Origin of the sequence: Streptomyces graminofaciens, from assembly GCF_030294945.1 — a bacterium.
Classification (GTDB): Bacteria; Actinomycetota; Actinomycetes; order Streptomycetales; family Streptomycetaceae; genus Streptomyces; species Streptomyces graminofaciens.
In genome coordinates, this window is sequence record NZ_AP018448.1 from 9,903,756 (window position 1) to 9,922,739 (window position 18,984).

15 protein-coding genes are annotated in these 18,984 nt (G+C 71.9%); 10 read left to right on the forward strand and 5 right to left on the reverse strand.

The window, feature by feature from the left end; all coding sequences use genetic code 11:
* Window positions 1–14 precede the first annotated feature (14 nt).
* Complete coding sequence (locus tag SGFS_RS43630) at window positions 15–1,307, reverse strand: DUF1015 domain-containing protein (protein WP_286257946.1); 1,293 nt, start codon at window positions 1,305–1,307, stop codon at window positions 15–17.
* Between the two features lie 170 nt (window positions 1,308–1,477).
* Here SGFS_RS43630 and SGFS_RS43635 point away from each other — a divergent pair, with 170 nt between their 5' ends.
* The 4 genes from SGFS_RS43635 (at window position 1,478) to SGFS_RS43650 (ending at window position 5,742) form a co-directional block, all read left to right on the forward strand.
* Entirely contained in the window at window positions 1,478–2,542 is a 1,065-nt protein-coding gene (locus SGFS_RS43635; RefSeq protein ID WP_286257947.1) for an HAD hydrolase-like protein, read from the forward strand.
* Between the two features lie 190 nt (window positions 2,543–2,732).
* The gene (locus SGFS_RS43640) at window positions 2,733–3,776 is read left to right on the forward strand and encodes a FecCD family ABC transporter permease (RefSeq protein ID WP_286257948.1); all 1,044 of its coding nucleotides are present in this window, start codon (window positions 2,733–2,735) and stop codon (window positions 3,774–3,776) included.
* Between the two features lie 11 nt (window positions 3,777–3,787).
* Window positions 3,788–4,837 (forward strand): FecCD family ABC transporter permease, encoded by a 1,050-nt coding sequence (locus tag SGFS_RS43645; protein ID WP_286257949.1) that lies wholly within the window; start codon window positions 3,788–3,790, stop codon window positions 4,835–4,837.
* The gene (locus SGFS_RS43650; protein WP_286257950.1) at window positions 4,834–5,742 is read left to right on the forward strand and encodes an ABC transporter ATP-binding protein; all 909 of its coding nucleotides are present in this window, start codon (window positions 4,834–4,836) and stop codon (window positions 5,740–5,742) included. Before SGFS_RS43645 ends, SGFS_RS43650 begins: the two co-directional genes overlap by 4 nt.
* Here SGFS_RS43650 and SGFS_RS43655 read toward each other — a convergent pair.
* On the reverse strand, window positions 5,726–6,073 hold the full coding sequence (locus SGFS_RS43655; RefSeq protein WP_286257951.1) for an SCP2 sterol-binding domain-containing protein: 348 nt from the start codon (window positions 6,071–6,073) through the stop codon (window positions 5,726–5,728). The genes SGFS_RS43650 and SGFS_RS43655 overlap by 17 nt on opposite strands.
* A gap of 42 nt (window positions 6,074–6,115) precedes the next feature.
* Between SGFS_RS43655 and SGFS_RS43660 the strand changes: the two genes are divergently transcribed.
* The 5 genes from SGFS_RS43660 (at window position 6,116) to SGFS_RS43680 (ending at window position 11,544) form a co-directional block, all read left to right on the forward strand.
* Complete coding sequence (locus SGFS_RS43660; RefSeq protein ID WP_286257952.1) at window positions 6,116–6,406, forward strand: hypothetical protein; 291 nt, start codon at window positions 6,116–6,118, stop codon at window positions 6,404–6,406.
* 7 nt (window positions 6,407–6,413) lie between these two features.
* The gene (locus SGFS_RS43665) at window positions 6,414–7,229 is read left to right on the forward strand and encodes a TlyA family RNA methyltransferase (RefSeq protein WP_286257953.1); all 816 of its coding nucleotides are present in this window, start codon (window positions 6,414–6,416) and stop codon (window positions 7,227–7,229) included.
* Window positions 7,226–8,131, forward strand: a complete 906-nt coding sequence (locus SGFS_RS43670) for an NAD kinase (protein ID WP_286257954.1) — start codon at window positions 7,226–7,228, stop codon at window positions 8,129–8,131. The genes SGFS_RS43665 and SGFS_RS43670 overlap by 4 nt, the downstream gene beginning before the upstream one ends.
* 195 nt (window positions 8,132–8,326) lie before the next feature.
* Window positions 8,327–10,045, forward strand: coding sequence for a DNA repair protein RecN (gene recN, locus SGFS_RS43675; protein WP_286260360.1), 1,719 nt, complete (start codon window positions 8,327–8,329; stop codon window positions 10,043–10,045).
* Between the two features lie 362 nt (window positions 10,046–10,407).
* Window positions 10,408–11,544 carry a glycosyltransferase family 4 protein gene (locus tag SGFS_RS43680; RefSeq protein ID WP_286257955.1) on the forward strand — a complete coding sequence of 379 codons (1,137 nt, stop codon included), beginning with the start codon at window positions 10,408–10,410 and terminating at the stop codon, window positions 11,542–11,544.
* 11 nt (window positions 11,545–11,555) lie between these two features.
* Here the strand turns inward: SGFS_RS43680 and SGFS_RS43685 are convergent, their stop codons facing one another.
* From SGFS_RS43685 to SGFS_RS43695, 3 genes are all read right to left on the reverse strand, one after another.
* Window positions 11,556–13,232, reverse strand: a complete 1,677-nt coding sequence (locus SGFS_RS43685) for a PucR family transcriptional regulator (RefSeq protein ID WP_286257956.1) — start codon at window positions 13,230–13,232, stop codon at window positions 11,556–11,558.
* A 57-nt stretch (window positions 13,233–13,289) separates the two neighbouring features.
* A complete protein-coding gene (locus SGFS_RS43690; protein WP_286257957.1) occupies window positions 13,290–14,672 on the reverse strand; it encodes an FAD-binding oxidoreductase in 1,383 nt (460 codons plus the stop codon).
* 214 nt (window positions 14,673–14,886) lie between these two features.
* A complete protein-coding gene (locus tag SGFS_RS43695) occupies window positions 14,887–16,689 on the reverse strand; it encodes a glycoside hydrolase family 15 protein (protein WP_286260361.1) in 1,803 nt (600 codons plus the stop codon).
* 565 nt (window positions 16,690–17,254) lie between these two features.
* On the opposite strand from SGFS_RS43695, the gene SGFS_RS43700 reads away from it, so the two are divergent.
* The gene (locus SGFS_RS43700; RefSeq protein WP_286257958.1) at window positions 17,255–18,922 is read left to right on the forward strand and encodes a CTP synthase; all 1,668 of its coding nucleotides are present in this window, start codon (window positions 17,255–17,257) and stop codon (window positions 18,920–18,922) included.
* The last annotated feature ends 62 nt before the right edge of the window (window positions 18,923–18,984 follow it).

Sequence of the window (18,984 nt, forward strand, 5' to 3'; positions counted from 1 at the left end):
CGTGTGTTCCGGGGTCAGGGTTCCAGGGCGCGCAGCACCAGGCCCGAGGCCGGTTTCGGGCCGAACGACGTCGACTTGCGCGGCATCGTGACGCCCTGGCGGGCCAGGTCGCGTACGACTTCCTCGCGGACCGGGTGCATCAGGACCGCCGTGCCGCCGTCGCGTTCCGCCTTCTCGACGGTGGCCGCCGGGTCGTGGATGTACGCGATGTGAGCCGGGGAGTCCTCGGGGGTCTGCCAGAGGTGGCGGAGGAGCGTGGCGTGCAGGACCGTCGCGTCGAGGGTCCGCCAGGCCGCAGGGCGGTCCGCCGGGACCGTACGGGCGAGGAGGTCCGGGTCAGGGTGGTCGATGAGGTGGAAGGCGCCGTCGCCGGCCAGGAGGAAGGCGTTGCCGGTGACGGCCGCGTCGGCGAGGGCCTCCAGAGCCTCGGGAAGCTGGGCTTCGAGGTGCCGTACGCGGAAATGGCCGTCCAGGGCGGCGAGTGCTTCGGAGACCGGTAGCCGGTGCAGCAGGCGGTGGATCGCGCGGACGCGCAGGGGGTAGCGGGCGGTGTCCACGAGGAGGACCAGGCCGTAGTCCCAGGGGCTGGGAGAGGGGTGCTCCGCGCGTAGACGCAGGTAGGTGGCCCAGCGGTGGTGGCCGTCGGCTATGAGGGCCTGCTGGTCGGCGAGGTCCGACCGGATCTCGGCGAGGTCGGCGGGATCGGTGACCGCCCACAGGCGGTGGCTGAAGCCGTCCTCGGTGGTCGTGGACAGGAGCGGGGCGTGCGCCGTGGTGCGCTCGACGACCGCGGTCGCGCCCCTCGTGGAGTCGTCGCCCCGGTAGGTGAGGAGCAGGGGTTCGAGGTTGGCGGAGGTGGCGCGCATCAGGGCCGCGCGGTCCGCGATGACGTGGGGTATGACGTCCTCGTGGGGGAGCACCACACCGTCGGCGGGCTCCGACAGGCGCAGGGCGCCTATGAGGCCGCGCTGCAGGATCGTGCCGTCGGCCTGTTCGTAGACGTACAGGCCGGGTTGGGTGTCGGGGGCCAGGACGCCCTCGGAGAGCCAGCGGCGCAGGGTGTCGGCCGCCTGTTCGTTGCGGGCGGCGGGCGTGCCGGCCTGGGGAAGAATCAAACGGACGATGTTGTACGGGTCGGCGGACTCGAGATGGAGCAGACCGTCCGGCCGTACGACCACGTCGTACGGCGGGGATGTCACGGCGGCCAGACTGCCGACCCGGTCCGGGTCGTAGCGAAGGCCTCGGAACGGGGTCAGTTCGAGGCCGCTGCGCGCCGGGATCTCCTCCGCGGGACCTGCGTAGTTCATTAGGGCATCGTAAGTGCGTCAGTGGCATGTGCGTGGCTGTCAGTGGCATGCGCGATGATCTGGGGAGAGCGGTCGAAGCCATGGGTGGTCGAAGCCATGGGTGGTCGAGGTCTGTGGTGACGACGTCTTCGGCCGACGAGGCGGTACCGGCGAGCGAGGAGCGGTGTGCAATGAGCCAGGCAGTCAGGACACGGCCCGACGGCAGTGGGCAGGCCCTGAGCGAGGCGTACGACACGGCGCTGCTCGATCTGGACGGGGTGGTGTACGCGGGTGGGAGCGCGATCGCGTACGCCGTCGAGTCTCTCGCCACGGCCCGCGCGGGGGGCATGCGTCTGGCGTACGTCACGAACAACGCGCTGCGGACGCCGGACACCGTGGCCGCGCATCTCACGGAGCTGGGCATACCGACCGGGGCAGATGACGTCATCAACTCCGCGCAGGCCGTGGCCCGGTTGATCAGCGAGCAGGTGCCCGTCGGCGGGCGGGTGTTGGTGATCGGTGGCGAGGGGCTGCGGGTCGCGCTGCGCGAGCGGGGGCTGGTGCCCGTCGAGTCGGCCGACGACGATCCGGTGGCCGTGGTGCAGGGCTACGGCGGCCCCGAGCTGCCCTGGGGGCGGTTCGCGGAGGCTTGTTACGCGATCGCGCGCGGGGTGCCGTGGTTCGCGTCCAACACCGACCTGACGATTCCGAGCGGGCGGGGTATCGCGCCGGGCAACGGGGCGGCGGTGCAGGTCGTGCGCATAGCCACAGGGGCCGAGCCGCAGGTGGCGGGCAAGCCGCTGCCGCCGATGCACCGGGAGACGATCCTGCGTACGGGCGCCGAGCGGCCGCTGGTCGTCGGGGACCGGCTGGACACGGACATCGAGGGCGCGTTCAACGGAGAGGTCGACTCGCTGCTCGTCCTCACCGGTGTGACCGACGCGGCGCAGCTGCTGGCCGCGCCGCCCCAGCACCGGCCGACGTACGTCGACGCCGATCTGCGGGGGATGCTCACCGGCCAGCCGGAGGTCGTCGCGGCGGGCGGTGGCTTCCGCTGTGGCGGCTGGACGGCGACCGCGGGAAGCACGGGGGTCCCCCCGCGCGAGCGAAGCCGAGCGTGGGGGAGGCTGGAACTGGACGGCGAGGGCGAGGAGATGGACGGGCTGCGGGCCCTGTGCGCGGCGGCCTGGACGGCGGCCGGGGAGGGCTCGTGCGAGCTGGACGGGGGGAAGGCGCTGGCACGGCTCGGGTTGTGAGACGGGTGCTTCGGCATCGACGGGGTGTCCCGGCGTCGGCGAGGGGAACCTGACGTCGGCGGGGTGTTCCGACACCGGATACCGAGGCGTCCCGGTGCCGACGGGACGGCTCCGCACCTGCGGTCGTACGCGTGTGTGATGTTCGTGGACGGGATCGAGCCGAAAAGGGAGGATAGGCTAACCTAACCAGGTGTTGGTCGACAGTCCTCCCGAACCGAGCGCGGAGATCGCTCCTGTGCCCCCGAACCGCCGGGCGATGCGTGCCGTCGGTCTCCTGGTGTCCCTCGTGCTGCTCGCACTGGTCGCTCTGGCGAGCATCGCGATCGGCGCGAAAGGGCTCTCGGTGGAGCAGGTCTGGCACGGCCTCTTCCACGACACGGGGACGTACGGCGATGTCGTCGTCGGGGAGCGGATCTCGCGCACCCTGCTGGGGCTGCTCGCCGGGGCCGCGCTCGGGCTGGCCGGTGCCGTGCTCCAGGCGCTCACCCGGAACCCGCTGGCCGACCCGGGGCTGCTCGGCATCAACGCGGGCGCGTCCGCGGCCGTGGTCACCGCCATCACCTACTTCGGGGTCACCTCGCTGACCGGCTATGTGTGGTTCGCGTTCTTCGGGGCCGCCGCCGTGGGGGCGCTCGTGTGGTTCCTCGGCGGGAGCAGGGGCGCGACGCCCGTGCGGCTCGCGCTCGCGGGGACGGCCATCAGCGCCGCCCTCTACGGGTATCTGCAGGCCGTGATGATCATGGACAACGCGGCGCTGTCCAAGATGCGCTTCTGGACGGTCGGTTCGCTGGCCTCGGCCACGGACGAGACCATCACCCAGGTCCTGCCGTTCCTCGCGGTCGGTACGGTCGTGGCGCTGCTGCTCGCCCGGCCGCTGAACGCCGTGGCCATGGGCGACGACACCGCCCGCGCGCTCGGCGCCAACCTCAACCGCACCCGGGCGCTGTCCATGGCCGCCGCCACCGTGCTGTGCGGTGCCGCGACCGCCGCCTGCGGGCCGATCGTGTTCGTCGGGCTGATGGTCCCGCACGTCGTACGGTCCTTCACCGGGCCCGACCTGCGCTGGATCCTGCCGTACGCGACCGTTCTGTCGCCCGTGCTGCTGCTCGGTGCCGATGTCGTCGGGCGGGTCGTGGTACGGCCGGCGGAGCTTCAGGTCGGTATCGTCACCGCGATCATCGGTGGGCCGGTCTTCATCTTTCTCGTTCGACGGCGGAGGACGGCCCAGCTGTGAAGACGCAGGTCATGAGCAAGCCCGCCGTGCGCAGCCGTGTGGTCCGCACCCCCGGTGGGCTGTCGTTCCGCCTCGACGTGCGGGCGTTCACCGTCGTCGTGCTGTTGCTGGTGGCCGCCCTCACCGCGAGTGTCGTGCTGATCGGCACCGGGGACTTCCCGATCCCGGCCGGCGACGTCCTCCGGACGCTGATGGGGAACGGGGACGCGGGCCAGGAGTTCATCGTCAACGAGCTGCGGCTGCCGCGGGTCCTGGTCGGACTGCTGGTCGGGGCCTCGCTGGGGCTCGGCGGGGCGCTGTTCCAGTCCATCTCCCGCAATCCGCTGGGCAGTCCGGACGTGCTCGGCCTCTCGCAGGGCTCCACCGCCGGGGCGCTCGTCATGATCGTGCTGTTCTCCGGGAGCGCGACCCAGGTCGCCCTCGGGGCGCTCGTGGGCGGCCTGGTCACCGGGTTCGCGATCTATCTGCTGGCCTGGAAGCGGGGCGTGCACGGCTACCGGCTCGTGCTGGTCGGCATCGGTGTCTCCGCGATCGTCACGGCGGTCAACGGCTATCTGATCACCAAGGCCGACCTCGTCGACGCGGCCCGAGCGGTCGTGTGGATGACCGGTTCCCTCAACGGGCGTGACTGGGTGCAGGTCTGGCCGCTGCTGTGGATGTGCGTGATCCTCGTGCCGCTGGTGCTGGGCAACGCGCGCGGCCTGCGGATGACGGAGATGGGCGACGACGTGTCGTACGCCCTCGGGGTGCGCGTCGAGCGCGTACGGCTGCTGCTGATGGTGTCGGCCGTGCTGCTCACCGCGGGGGCCACCGCGGCCGCCGGGCCGGTCGGTTTCGTCGCCCTCACCGCGCCGCAGCTCGCCCGGCGGCTGACCCGCTCGCCGGGCCCGAACCTGGTGCCCTCCATGTGCATGGGCGCGACCCTGCTGATCGTCGCCGACTGGGCCTCGCAGCGGGCCTTCGGGGCCGACCAGCTGCCGGTCGGTGTCGTCACCGGCGTACTCGGCGGTGTCTATCTGCTGTGGCTGCTGGTCACCGAGCGGAAGGCCGGGCGGATATGAGCCGCCCCGAACCGAACGGGCCGAAGTCGCAAAGGCCGGGCACGAGCGCGTCGGCGAACGAGAACAACCCGAGGAGCACCGTGAACCGCCTGTCCGCCGAGAACGTCACCCTCGCCTACGACCAGCGGGTCATCGCCGAGCAGCTGTCGGTGGAGATCCCCGACAACTCGTTCACCGTGATCGTCGGCCCCAACGCCTGCGGCAAGTCCACGCTGCTGCGCGCCCTTTCCCGGATGCTGAAGCCGTCCCGGGGGCGGGTGCTGCTCGACGGGCAGATCATCCAGTCGATGCCCGCGAAGAAGGTCGCGCGGACGCTGGGCCTGCTGCCGCAGTCGTCGATCGCGCCCGACGGGATCACGGTCGGCGACCTCGTCGGCCGCGGCCGCTACCCGCACCAGGGGCTGCTGCGCCAGTGGTCGACGGAGGACGAGCGGATCGTACGGGAGTCGATGGAGTCGACCGGTGTCGCCGAGCTGGCGGACCGTTACGTCGACGAGCTGTCCGGCGGCCAGCGCCAGCGCGTGTGGATGGCCATGGCGCTCGCCCAGCAGACCCCGCTGCTGCTGCTCGACGAGCCGACCACCTACCTCGACATCCAGCACCAGATCGACGTCCTGGACCTCTGCGCCGAGCTGCACGAGGAGCAGGGCCGCACCCTGGTCGCCGTACTGCACGACCTCAACCACGCGGCCCGCTACGCCACCCACCTCATCGCCCTGCGCGGCGGCTCGGTGATCGCCGAGGGCGCCCCCTCGGAGATCGTCACGGCCGAGCTGGTCGAGGAGGTCTTCGGGCTGCGCTGCCAGGTCATCGACGACCCGGAGACGGGGACGCCGCTGGTGGTGCCGGCCGCCCGCAAGGCACGGGCCGCGGTCGGCAAGGTGGCCGTTACAGAAGCTTCCTGAGCCGGAGCAGGTCCCGGAAGCCCGCCTCCAGCTTCACCCGGCCCGCGCCCCAGGCCTTCGCGAAGTTCAGTTCGCCGTCGACCATCGCGACCAGATCGTCGCCCGTCATCGTCAGCCGGATCTCGGCCTTCTCCCGCGGCGGGCCCTGGAGTGTGTCCGTCACCTCGATGCGGCCGCCCTTGAGGCGGCCGACGAAGGTGACGTCCAGATCGGTGATACGGCAGCTCAGCGAGCGGTCCAGGGCCGCCGCCGTGCGTACGTCCCCGTTCGCGCCCGCCAAATTGTCCGAGAGCTTGTCGAGTGCGCTGCGGCACTCCTCAATCGTGGCCATCGCGACCGACGGTACCCCAGGGCTTCGAGGTAGCGTCGGGGCATGAGCGACTCTGTGTCAGAGGCCACGGTGGGGGAGGAAACGGTTGAAGCGGTCGTCGACGCCGGGTACGACCCCGCCGCCCCGGCCCCGCTGAACGTGCCCCGCACCCCCACGGGCAACGCCGAGGTCGACGCGTACCTCGGGCGGCTGGCCGACGCCGACCACCTCGCCACCGACGGGCACCTGGAGGTGTACGAGGATGTGCACCGGGGGCTGCGCGACGCGCTCACCGCGCTCGACGCCCGCCCGGGACCTCCGGCGCCCCCACGGCCGTACGAATCCAGGAGCTGAACCGAACGTGGCAGGTGTGGCACGACGCCGTCTCGACGCCGAGCTGGTCCGGCGGAAGCTCGCGCGTTCGCGTGAGCACGCGAGCCAGCTGATCGCCGCCGGGCGGGTCACCGTCGGCAAGACCGTCGCGACCAAGCCCGCCACCCAGGTGGAGACCGCGGCCGCGATCGTGGTCCAGACCGACGACGGCGACCCCGAGTACGTGTCGCGGGGCGGCCACAAGCTGGCCGGCGCCCTCGAGGTCTTCGTCCCGCAGGGGCTCGGTGTCGAGGGGCGGCGGGCGCTGGACGCCGGCGCCTCCACCGGCGGGTTCACCGACGTACTGCTGCGGGCCGGGGCCGCGCACGTCGTCGCCGTCGACGTCGGATACGGACAACTCGCATGGACTCTCCGGAGCGATGAACGCGTCACCGTCAAGGACCGTACGAACGTACGCGAGTTGACGCTCGAAGCGATCGATGGGGAGCCTGTGGATCTTGTCGTGGGGGATCTGTCCTTCATCCCGCTCGGCCTGGTACTGCCCGCCCTGGTGCGGTGCGTGAAGCCGGATGCCGATCTGGTGATGATGGTCAAGCCGCAGTTCGAGGTGGGGAAGGAGCGGCTGGGCAGCGGGGGAGTCGTACGGAGTCCGCAGCTGCGGGCCGAAGCGGTGCGCGGGGTGGCCCGGCGGGCCGGGGAGCTGGGGCTCGGGGTGAAGGGTGTGACGGCCAGTCCGCTGCCCGGGCCCTCGGGCAATGTCGAGTACTTTCTGTGGCTGCGTGCCGGAGCTCCCGCGCTGGACCCGGCCGACGTCGACCGAGCAGTGGCGGAGGGGCCGCGTTGACCCAGGACCGATCTCGAACTGTATTCCTGCTCACCCACACCGGGCGGCCGGCGGCGATCCGCAGTGCCGAACTCGTCGTCAAGGGGCTGCTGCACCACGGCATCGTCGTGCGCGTCCTGGAGTACGAGGCCGAGGACATCCCGCTGCCGGAGGAGGTGGAGCTCGTCAAGGAGGCCACCCCGCAGTGCCTCGACGGGTGTGAGCTGCTCATCGTCCTCGGCGGTGACGGCACGCTGCTGCGCGGCGCCGAGTTCGCCCGTGCGTCCGGCGTGCCGATGCTGGGCGTCAACCTCGGCAGTGTCGGCTTCCTCGCGGAGGCCGAGCGGGACGACCTCGACAAGGTCGTCGACCGGGTGGTGACCAAGTCGTACGAGGTCGAGGAGCGGATGACCGTCGATGTCGTCGTTCATCAGAACGGGGACATCGTCCACACGGACTGGGCGCTGAACGAGGCGGCCGTGCAGAAGGCGGGCGCCGAGAAACTGCTCGAAGTCGTCCTCGAGATCGACGGGCGGCCGGTGACCGGCTTCGGGTGCGACGGGATCGTTCTGTCGACTCCGACCGGGTCCACGGCGTATGCGTTCTCGGCGGGTGGGCCCGTGGTGTGGCCCGAGGTCGAGGCGTTGTTGATGGTGCCGATCAGCGCGCATGCGCTGTTCGCCAAGCCGTTGGTGACGTCGCCGAATTCTGTGCTGGCGGTGGAGGTTCTGCCTCATGTCCCGCCTGGGGTTCTCTGGTGTGACGGGCGGCGGACTGTCGAGTTGCCGCCCGGGGCCCGGGTCGAGGTGCGCCGAGGGGCTGTGCCCGTGCGGCTGGCTCGGTTGCATCATGCGTCGTTCACGGACCGGCTGGTGGCGAAGTTCGCGCTGCCGGTTTCCGGGTGGCGGGGGGCTCGGCACTAGCGCGATGTGGGGGGCGGGGACGCGTCAGCGGCTGCGGGCTCGATGCGGTCGCTCGCGCCCGCGCGGCGGAGCCGCAAATCGATACGGCCCCGCGCCCCCTTTCGGAGCGCTGTACCTCGCCGGGGTGACATAGGGGACGGGGGGCGTCGCACTTCCGCCCCTCGACCTCGTAAGGTCTTCTCCGTGTTGGAGGAGATGCGGATACGGTCGCTCGGAGTCATCGACGACGCGGTCGTCGAGTTGTCGCCCGGCTTCACCGCCGTGACGGGTGAGACGGGCGCGGGCAAGACCATGGTCGTCACCAGTCTCGGGCTGTTGCTCGGCGGGCGTGCGGACCCGGCGCTCGTGCGGATCGGGGCGAAGAACGCGGTCGTCGAGGGCCGGATCGCCATGCCCGAGGGCGCGGCGGCGTTCGTCCGGGCCGAGGAGGCCGGGGCCGAACTCGACGACGGGGCGCTGCTGATCAGCCGTACCGTTTCCGCCGAGGGACGGTCGCGGGCGCATCTCGGCGGGCGTTCCGTCCCGGTGGGTGTGCTCGCCGAGCTGGCCGACGAGCTTGTCGCCGTGCACGGGCAGACCGACCAGCAGGGGCTGCTGAAGCTGTCCCGGCAGCGGGCGGCGCTCGACCGGTACGCGGGCGACGCGGTGGCTGTGCCGCTCGCCAAGTACGGGGAGGCCTACCGGCGGCTGCGGGCCGTGGCCACCGAGCTGGACGAGATCGTCACGCGCGCGCGTGAGCGGGCCCAGGAGGCCGACATGCTGCGCTACGGGCTCGACGAGATCGCGGGCGTCGAGCCGCGGGACGGCGAGGACGTGGAGCTGGCCGAGGAGGCCGAGCGGCTCGGGCACGCGGAGGCGCTGGCGTCCGCCGCGACGGCCGCGCACGCGGCGCTCGCCGGCAACCCCGAGGACCCTGAGGGCGTCGACGCTTCGACGCTCGTCGCGGGCGCCCACCGGGCCCTGGAGGCCGTGCGGTCGCACGACCCGGCGCTGGCCGCGCTCGCCGACCGGATCGGGGAGATCGGGATCCTGCTGGGCGATGTGGCGGGCGAGTTGGCGGGGTACGCCGACGATCTGGACGCCGATCCGCTGCGGCTGGCGGCCGTGGAGGAGCGGCGGGCCGCGCTCACCGCGCTCACCCGGAAGTACGGGCAGGACATCGGTGCCGTGCTGGCCTGGGCCGAGCAGGGGGCCCAGCGGCTCACCGAGCTCGACGGCGACGACGAGCGGATCGGGGAGCTGACCGCCGAGCGGGACGCGTTGCGGGACGAACTGGGCGGGCTGGCCCAGGCGTTGACGGACGCCCGGACGGAGGCCGCCGAGCGGTTCGCCGCCGCCGTCACCGCCGAGCTGGCCTCGCTCGCGATGCCGCACGCGCGCGTGTCGTTCGAGATCCGGCAGACCGACGACGCCGAGGGCGTCGAGGTGGGCGGGCGTACGGTCGCGTACGGCCCGTCCGGTGCCGACGAGGTCGAACTGCTGCTCGCCCCGCATCCGGGGGCGCCGCCGCGGCCCATCGCCAAGGGCGCCTCGGGTGGTGAGCTGTCGCGCGTGATGCTGGCCGTCGAGGTGGTGTTCGCGGGGACGGATCCCGTGCCGACGTATCTCTTCGACGAGGTCGACGCCGGTGTCGGTGGCAAGGCGGCCGTCGAGATCGGCCGACGCCTGGCCAAGCTCGCCAAGTCCGCGCAGGTCGTGGTCGTCACCCATCTGCCCCAGGTGGCCGCCTTCGCCGACCGGCAGCTGCTGGTGGAGAAGACGAACGACGGGTCGGTCACCCGGTCCGGGGTCAAGGTCCTGGAGGGCGAGGAGCGCGTGCGTGAACTGTCGCGCATGCTGGCCGGCCAGGAGGACTCGGAGACGGCCCGGGCGCACGCGGAGGAGCTGTTGGCGGCGGCTCGGGGGGACGGGTAGGAGGCGAGGTCCCGGGCCCCTCTCTCGGGCGCGGCACGCTTCGTCAACCGTGGCCGTCGTCGGAGCCGCGGTGACCATGCCGCCGGAGAAGGTGGGGCTTCGCGGCGTGAGGCGTTGAGACGTATGGGGAACGCTTGTACGGATGTTCACTCGTGTGAGTGGGAGTGTGCGGCAGGTTGCCCTAAGCTCCGGGTTGTGGCGGGCTGGGCGGTTCTGAACACCCTTGCGGCCTGGCATCCTTGACTTAGTAAGACGTATTGCGACGTAGTACGCGGAAGCGCTTCGGGTGGTCCACCCCCGGCGCGGGTTCCTTCGTACGTTCTTCGTGACCGTCCGACCCCGAATCCAGGAGCCCCGGCCACGTGAGCCACGTGAGCAGCCCGTCACCGCACGGCCAGTCGCCGCTGCGCACCGTGCAGGTGCTCGGCGGCGGCAGCGCGGGAAGCAGTGCGCATGTGCGGTCGCTGGCCTCCGGTCTGGTCGCCCGGGGTGTACGGGTCACGGTGTGCGCCCCCGGCGAGACCGATCGCGTGTACGACTTCGGTGGCGTCGGAGCCCAGCATGTGCACATCCCCCGCAGCAGCGACCCGGCCTCCGTGGCCGCGCTGCGCAGCGTCTGCGCGGACGCCGACCTGGTGCACGCGCACGGGCTGCACGCCGGGTTCCGGGCCACCCTGGCGCTCGGCAGGCGCCGTACACCGCTCGTCGTCACCTGGCACACGCGTTCGTACGCCGAGGGGGCGCGGGCGCATCTGCTGCGGATGCTGGAGCGGCGGGTCGCCAAGGCCGCGGCCGTCGTGCTCGGGGCGTCCTCGGATCTCGTCGACCGGGCCCGCAGCCGGGGCGCCCGGGACGCCCGGCTCGCCGCCGTCGCACTGCCCGCGCCGCGCCGGACCGACTCCCACGACGACGCCGAACGGCCGCGGTGCAAGGCGCGGGCCGAAGTGGGCGCCACGGGTCGGCCGCTGCTGGTGGCCGTCGGCACCCTCGACCGCCACCGGGGGTACGACACACTGCTGGACGCCGCGCGGGAATGGCGGGGACTCGACCCCGCGCCACTGCTCGTCATCGCGGGGGAGGGCCCCCTGCGGAGCAACCTCCAGCGGCGCATCGAGGACGAGGAGCTGCCCGTACGGCTCCTCGGGCGGCGCGACGACGTCAGCGAACTGCTCGCCGCCGCCGACCTCGCGCTGCTGCCGGACGGCGGCGAATCCCGCTCCCTCCTCGCCCAGGAAGCCCTGCACGCGCGCGTGCCGCTCGTCGCGGCCGACGTGGGATCCGTGTCCGACCTGGTCGGCGACGCCGCCGAACTCGTCCCGTACGGGGACCCGGTCGCCCTCGCCGCCACTGTCGTACGCCTCCTCGGCGACCCCGACCGGTGCGAGGCGCTGAGGGAGAACGGCACGCGGCAGACCGCCACCTGGCCCACCGAGGACGAGACGGTCGCCCAAGTGCTCAGTGTGTACGACGAGTTGACGCAGCTGCGGCCGCTCGGCTGACCGGGGAGTCGTTACGGCACGTGTCTGCGGGCCCGTAGCGCCAGGCTCAGGGCCAGGACCGTCTGCGGGTCGTCGAGGTCCATGCCCAGCAGCTCGCCGATGCGGGCCAGCCGGTTGTAGAGCGTCTGGCGGTTGAGGTGCAGCTCGCGGGCCGTCTCCGCCTTGCGGCCCGCGTGCGCCAGATACGTCTCCAGGGTGGGCAGCAGCGGGGGCTTGGCGCGGTTGTCGTGGTCGCGGAGCGGGCCGATCGCGCGGTCCACGAAGGCGGCCAGGTCGGGGTGGTCGCGCAGCCGCCACAGCAACAGATCGATGTCGAGGCGCCGGGCGTCGTACCAGGGGCGGTCGGCCAGGCCCTGCGCTGCCGTCGCGGTCTCCGCCGCGTGTCTGAGCCCCGCCGACACGGCCGCCCAGCCGCCAGCCGCCCCGATCACCACCACGGGCGGCCGGCCACCGGGCCGCAGCATCCCGGCGCGCTCCACACCCGCCCGCAGCGCCACCGCGACCCGGTCCGCCACCGCCGCGCGCTCCGACTCCGTGCGCAGGCCGAGCAGCAGCGGCACCCGGCCCTCGACCGGCCGTACGCCGAGCAGGACGGGCACGCCCACCGAGGCCAGTTCCTCCGCCACCGCGCGGGCCAGGACCGCCCAGCCGCCGCCGGGCGAGAGGCCGTCCGCCAGGCGCATCACCACCGGGAGCAGCGGGCCGTCACCCGGCTTGAAGCCCAGGACGCGGGCCTGCGCGGGCGCGTCCTCCGCCGCGATACGGCCGTCTGCGAGGTCGGTCAGGAAGTCGCCGCGCCCGCGCGCCGCCAGCTCCTCCTCCTGCCGGGCCTGCATCAGGACGACGGCGAGGATGCTTGCCGCCCGCTCGGCGGCGATCCGGTGCACCGGGGCCACCGGGGTGTTGACCGGCAGCAGGATCAGCCGGGCCCGTACGGAACCCGTGCCCGGACCCCCGCCCGGTACGTCGACGATGGTCGTACCGGCCGGCGGTTCGTCCTTGTGCTGGCCTCGCAGCCCTTCCCACACCTGCAACGGGTCGGCCGCGGCGGGCCCGGCCCCGGCCGCGTAAAGGAGCCGGCCGTCGGCGGTCTCCAGGAACACCGGGTTGCCGCTGAAGTCGGCCAGGATGCCCAGGACCTGCGGCACGCCGCCCCCGCCGAGGAGGGCCTCCGTACAGCGGCGGTGGACCTCCTCCGCCCGCTGGAGCAGCGCGTAGTGGCCGTTGACGATCTCGGTGTGGACCTCCTCCGTGACCGTCACGAACGGCACCTCGCGGTGCAGCTGGACCAGCGGCAGCCCGGCCGAGCGCGCCGTGTCGACGAGGGCGGAGGGCAGCCGGGCGAAGCGCGGGCCCAGCTCGATGACGAGCGCCGCGATACCGCGCTCGGCGAGCGTCCGTACGAACGCCCGCTGGTCGGCGGGGCGCGTGCCGAGCCCGTAGCCCGTCGTCAGCAGCAGCTCGCCGCCCTTGAGCAGCGAGGCGATGTGCGGGACCTCGCCCGCGTGCACCCAGCGCACGGTCCGGTTCAGCCGGTCGCTGCCCGCCAGGACCTCCGGCAGCCCGCCGCGCAGCCCCGGCAGCTCCAGCGCCCGCCGCACGGTGATACCGCCCTGGGCCTCGTGGCCGGCGGGGAAGTCGCGGCTCTCGTGGCCGTCGCGCGTGGCATGGCCGTCCCAGGTGTCCATGGGGCGGACGCTACCCGCGTGCGGGGGCCCGGAGCACCTCAGCTGCGGCGACGCCTTTCACAGGGGTGCGATGTTGTGGTTGAACCGGAACACGTTGTCCGGGTCGTACTCCGCCTTCACCGCGGCCAGCCGCCGGGTGTTCTCCGGGCCGAGGCCGGCCGCGACCCGCTTCGAGCCCTCTTCGCCGATGAAGTTCAGGTACACCGCTCCCGTGCTCCACGGGCGGACGTCGGCGCGTACGTCCCGTACCCACTGGACACACCGCTCGTCGTCGGCCGGGTCCTCCCAGACGCCGAAGGGGTGCACGGCCCAGGGCGCGTCCCGGTACGGCACCGGGTAGTCGGCGGGGCCCGCCGCGACCGCGCCGCCCTCCGGGAAGAGGACGTGCTGGGTGCCGGTCGGCACGGGCATCGACTCGGCGCGGGCGCAGAACACGTCCACCAGCTCGTCCGGCAGACCCGTCAGGTACTCGGCCGACCAGTAGTTCCGCATCCCCGGCGGGTCGTCGATCATGCACTGGACGTCCGCGTACGGCATCGCGCCGACGATCTCGGTCTCGTGCGGCAGCGCCAGCAGCGGCTGGGCGATCTTGCGCATGTCGTCCTCGGTGCCCGCGTACGTCAGGAGGGCGGCGCAGGCCGGCTTGCCCACCAGGTGTTCCGGTACGAACTCCTCCGGCGGCCCGGTCATGTAGATCACGCCGCCGCCCGCCTCGTCCGGGCCGGTCTCGATGATCTCGCGGTAGGCGCGCATCACCTCGGGGCCGTGTTCGGGCAGGTGGAGCAGCAGGGCGATGGCGAAGGCGGGCAGTTCGTGCAGCCGGAGGGTGAGGGCGGTGGCCACGCCGAAGTTGCCGCCACCGCCGTGCAGGGCCCAGAACAGCTCCGGGTTCTCCTCGGCGGTCGCCCGGACCGTACGGCCGTCGGCGGTCGCCAGCTCCACACCGAGCAGGTTGTCGATGGCGAGCCCGAAGGCGCGCTCCAGCCAGCCGCTGCCGCCGCCGAGGACGAAGCCGCCGACGCCGGTCGTGGAGGCCCGGCCGCCGGTGGTGGCGAGGGCGTACGGCTCGGTGGCGCGGTCGAGGTGGCTCATGAGGGCGCCGCCCTCGACCCGTGCGCTCAGGGAAGCCGGGTGGACCGTGACCTTGTGCATCCGGCGCAGGTCGATGACGAGGCCGTTGTCGTTGAGTGCCATGCCGGCGACGCTGTGGCCGCCACCGCGTACCGCGACCTTCAGGTCCAGGTCGCGGGCGAAGCGGATCGAGCGGACCACGTCGGCCTGGGTCTCGCACTGTGCGATCACTGCGGGGTGGCGGTCGATCATCGCGTTGAACACGGTCCGGGCCTCGTCGTAGCCGGGATCCCCGGGGGCCAGGACCGCACCGCTCAGCTCCTCGCGCAGCGCGGTCAGTGCCGCGCCCGCCTTCGAAAGGGGAGCCATGGAAGCCGCCCCCTCTCATTCGGGGGACAGGGTCACTCCCAGGCTAGGCGGGTGCGGCGGGTGGGGCCTGGCGAGGCGGTACGTGGGCCCCCGGTGCCGCTGCTGGGCGGGGGTGGGTCGCGCGCCCGGCGCTCACGGGGTGCCGCTCTCTTCGGGACGGGAGCCGCCCCAAGCGGCACGAATGCCCGCAGCTGGGACGGCTGTGACCGCGAGCTCAGCCTCCGTATGCCCCCGAAGCCGTCAGGCGGAGGGCCGTGTCGATGAGGGGGACGTGGCTGAAGGCCTGGGGGAAGTTGCCGACCTGGCGCTTCAGGACCGGGTCCCACTCCTCGGCGAGGAGGCCCAGGTCGTTGCGCAGGGAGAGCAGCTTCTCGAAGAGCTTGCGGGCCTCGTCCACGCGGCCGATCATCGCCAGGTCGTCCGCCATCCAGAACGAGCACGCCAGGAACGCGCCCTCGTCGCCCGGCAGCCCGTCCACGCCCTCCTCCGCGCCGGAGGTCGGGTAGCGCAGGATGAAGCCGTCCGGCGTGGACAGCTCGCGCTGGATCGCCTCGATCGTGCCGATGACCCGCTTGTCGTCCGGCGGCAGGAAGCCCATCTGGGGGATGAGCAGCAGCGACGCGTCCAGTTCCTTCGAGCCGTACGACTGTGTGAACGTGTTGCGTTCCTTGTCGTAGCCCTTCTCGCAGACGTCCCGGTGGATGTCGTCGCGCAGCTCGCGCCACTTCTCCAGCGGACCGTCCGCGTCGCCGGACTCGATGAGCTTGATCGTGCGGTCGACGGCGACCCAGGCCATGACCTTGGAGTGCACGAAGTGGCGGCGCGGCCCGCGCACCTCCCAGATGCCCTCGTCGGGCTCGTCCCAGTGGTCCTCCAGGTAGCGGATCAGCTTCAGCTGGAGGAGGGAGGCGTAGTCGTTGCGGGCCAGGCCCGTCATGTGGGCCAGGTGCAGGGCCTCGGTGACCTCGCCGTACACATCCAGCTGGAGCTGGTGCGCGGCGCCGTTGCCGACCCGGACCGGCGCGGAGTTCTCGTAGCCGGGCAGCCACTCCAACTCGGCCTCGCCCAGCTCGCGTTCACCGGCGATGCCGTACATGATCTGCAGGTTCTCCGGGTCGCCGGCGACGGCCCGCAGGAGCCACTCGCGCCAGGCGCGGGCCTCGTCGCGGTAGCCGGTGCGCAGCAGCGAGGAGAGGGTGATGGCAGCGTCGCGCAGCCAGGTGTAGCGGTAGTCCCAGTTGCGGACGCCGCCGATGTGCTCCGGGAGGGAGGTCGTGGGCGCGGCGACGATACCGCCGGTCGGGGCGTACGTCAGGGCCTTGAGGGTGATGAGCGAGCGGATCACCGCCTCGCGGTACGGACCGTGGTACGTACAGTGCTCCACCCAGTCGCGCCAGAAGTCCTCGGTGGCCTGGAGCGACTGCTCCGGCTCCGGCAGCGCGGGCGGCTCCTTGTGCGAGGGCTCCCAGGAGATGGTGAAGGCGATGCGGTCGCCCGGGGCCACGGTGAAGTCGGCGTAGGTGGTCAGCGACTTGCCGTAGGTCTCGGCCTCGGTGTCGAACCACACGGAGTCGGGCCCGGCGACGGCGACCGTACGCCCCTCGTGCTTGTGCACCCAGGGCACGACACGGCCGTACGAGAAACGCATCCGCAGCGCCGAGCGCATCGGGACGCGGCCGCTGACGCCCTCCACGATGCGGATCAGCTGAGGGGCGCCGTCACGCGGGGGCATGAAGTCGGTGACACGGACGGTCCCGCGCGGGGTGTCCCACTCGGACTCCAGGACCAGCGAGTCGCCGCGGTACCTGCGCCGGGATGCGGCCGGTGGCTCCGCGTCCGAGGCGTGCGCGGGGCCGAGGCGCCAGAAGCCGTGTTCCTCCGTGCCGAGCAGCCCCGCGAAGACGGCATGGGAGTCGAAGCGGGGCAGGCACAGCCAGTCGACCGTGCCGTCCCGGCAGACCAGGGCAGCGGTCTGCATGTCTCCGATGAGTGCGTAGTCTTCGATGCGCCCGGCCACGTGCAACTCCAGTCGAACGGCCACGTCGCCCCCCGAGGGGCGGTCGCTGTGCGGTGTGCGGTCAAGGGACCCGAGGGATCAACAAGGGAACTGATATCCAGGGTGATCCAAGGGACGGTGTCATGCGATGTCGCTCAACGATCCTCAACGCATTCGAGGCGATCGTTGCTCAACGAACTGACGAGCTCTCGTGTTTTCCGGAGTCCGGCGGGGGTGGTGCCGTTTCGCCGGGCCGGGCTCGGCAGCGACTAGTCCGAAGAGGATACGACGCAGCAGGGCGGTCCGCGTGCCGCTCCCGGCAACGTGGGTCGACCGAACGAGTGACCCACGAGTGAGCCATGGCCGAGAATCGACGACGGCCCGTACGAGTCCGTGTCGGGGTATGCGCGGAGCGTGGCCGGAAGCGATCGTGTTCTGTCGCTGATACCCTGGTAGCCCGTGGACCGGTGGGTGCCCCGGACTCGAACAGGGACCCCCGAACCGCAGCGACGGCACCCCCGAGATCGACTTCGGGCGGCGGCCGACCCGCACACCGAATCGCGACCACGGGAGCCCCCTCTTGGCCATGCCGAACGCTGCATTTCGAAACAGCACAGCCACGATGACCAAGCACATTTTCGTCACCGGGGGTGTCGCCTCCTCGCTCGGCAAGGGCCTGACCGCCTCCAGCCTCGGCATGCTGCTCAAGGCCCGCGGTCTGCGCGTCGTGATGCAGAAACTCGACCCGTACCTGAACGTCGACCCGGGCACGATGAACCCCTTCCAGCACGGTGAGGTGTTCGTCACCAATGACGGCGCCGAGACCGACCTGGACATCGGCCACTACGAGCGCTTCCTCGACCGTGACCTGGACGGCTCCGCCAATGTCACCACGGGTCAGGTGTACTCGACGGTGATCGCCAAGGAACGGCGCGGCGAGTACCTGGGCGACACGGTCCAGGTCATCCCGCACATCACCAACGAGATCAAGCACCGCATCCGCCGCATGGCCTCCGACGAGGTCGACGTCGTGATCACGGAGGTCGGCGGCACGGTCGGCGACATCGAGTCGCTGCCGTTCCTGGAGACCGTCCGCCAGGTCCGTCACGAGGTCGGCCGTGACAACGTCTTCGTCGTCCACATCTCGCTCCTGCCGTACATCGGACCCTCGGGGGAGCTGAAGACGAAGCCGACGCAGCACTCGGTTGCGGCGTTGCGCAACATCGGTATTCAGCCAGATGCGATCGTCCTGCGCTGCGACCGTGAAGTTCCTGCCGCGATCAAGCGCAAAATCTCCCTGATGTGCGACGTCGACGAGGCCGCCGTGGTCGCCTGCCCGGACGCGCGTTCGATCTATGACATCCCGAAGACCGTGCACGGCGAGGGCCTGGACGCCTACGTCGTCCGCAAGCTGGACCTGCCGTTCCGCGACGTGGACTGGACGACCTGGGACGACCTGCTCGACCGTGTCCACAACCCGCAGCACGAGATCACCATGGCGCTGGTCGGCAAGTACATCGACCTGCCCGACGCCTACCTCTCGGTCACCGAGGCCCTGCGCGCGGGCGGCTTCGCCAACAAGGCCCGCGTCAAGATCAAGTGGGTCACGTCGGACGACTGCAAGACCCCCGCGGGCGCGGCCAAGCAGCTGGGCGACGTGGACGCGATCTGCATCCCGGGCGGCTTCGGCGACCGCGGTGTCTCCGGCAAGGTCGGCGCCATCCAGTACGCCCGCGAGCACAAGATCCCGCTGCTGGGCCTCTGCCTAGGCCTGCAGTGCATCGTGATCGAGGCCGCGCGGAACCTGGCGGACATCCCGGACGCCAACTCCACCGAGTTCGACTCCGCCACCGCGCACCCGGTGATCTCCACGATGGCCGAGCAGCTCGACATCGTCGCCGGTGAGGGCGACATGGGCGGCACGATGCGACTGGGCATGTACCCGGCCAAGCTCGCCGAGGGCTCCATCGTGCGTGAGGTGTACGACGGCAAGGAGTATGTCGAGGAGCGCCACCGCCACCGCTACGAGGTGAACAACGCCTACCGCGCGGAGCTGGAGAAGAAGGCCGGTCTGCAGTTCACCGGAACCTCCCCCGACGGCAAGCTCGTCGAGTACGTCGAGTACCCCCGCGAGGTCCACCCGTACCTGGTCGCGACCCAGGCGCACCCCGAGCTGCGCTCGCGCCCGACCCGCCCGCACCCGCTGTTCGCGGGGCTGGTCAAGGCCGCCGTGGAGCGCAAGACCGGTAAGTAACGGCAGGTGACGCAAGGGCTGTACGGTGACCGGGGTGCACGTCTTTCGGGATGTGTGCCCCG